Consider the following 900-nt stretch of genomic DNA (forward strand, 5'->3'; position numbering starts at 1 on the left):
CCCGTCATGGTGTACCCGGAGCAAGCCGAGGTTCACATTTTGGAGGACGAAGCTGCTTCCAGAGCCTATATCGAGCAGATGTGGGCGGAAGCGATGGAGATTTACCGAAGCGGCAGGTTCAAGCTGGCTTTCAGCTCCGCCATGCAGCGGTATCTCAAAGAACACCAGCGGGATTTTATGCCGGAGGACACCAAAGCCGGGATGATACAGGCGTATCTTGATAAGTACACCGGGAACATGGTCTGCTCCAAGCAGCTCTATAAGGAAGCCTTGAACCATGCTTTTGACGAGCCGAAGCAATGGGAAATCCGGGAAATCAACGAGATTATGAACCAGTGCATTGACCGCTGGCGGTACTTCCCAAACCCAAGAATGTTTTCCGAATATGGCAGACAAAAGGGCTGGGAGCGTGAAAACCCGGCAACGGATTCCGGCAACCCGTCTGAAAAAATAATGGATGGTTTTGTGGAGGTCACAGAACAGATGGAGCTTCCATTCTGAAAATGACAGCCCGTTGCACCCCCTGTTGCTATCCCGTTGCCGAGCCGGTTGCCGGGGAAAACCCCATAACTGCGGGCTTTTCTCCCTTATAACAACCAAAACAACAGAAAAATAAAAGAAAAGTATAAATAGTAACCATCGCCAGATTGAGATTGTTTGCAAGGTCTTTTGAAGCCCGTTGCCGGACTTCGTTGCCGACACCCTCTGTCTGGCTATTTTCATGTATGGAGGATAACTGCCTATGGCAAAAAACAAAACAGAGATTCATGTTACAACGGTGTTTGACGGGGAGCTGGATGCAACCGATGTGTTCGTCAGCCTGATTTCCCAGAAATACGGCAAGACGAATACGAAAGAATATCTTGCTAAAAGGAAAGATATGAGCTATAATGAAGATGA

1 pseudogene is annotated in these 900 nt (G+C 48.6%); it reads left to right on the forward strand.

The features are described from left to right. A pseudogene (locus DW761_RS20890) lies at positions 1 to 501 on the forward strand (virulence-associated E family protein); the annotation flags it as partial. Positions 502 to 900 lie beyond the last annotated feature (399 nt).

This window comes from Absiella sp. AM29-15, assembly GCF_003434225.1.
In the GTDB taxonomy this organism is placed as follows: domain Bacteria; phylum Bacillota_I; class Bacilli_A; order Erysipelotrichales; family Erysipelotrichaceae; genus Hoskinsella; species Hoskinsella hominis.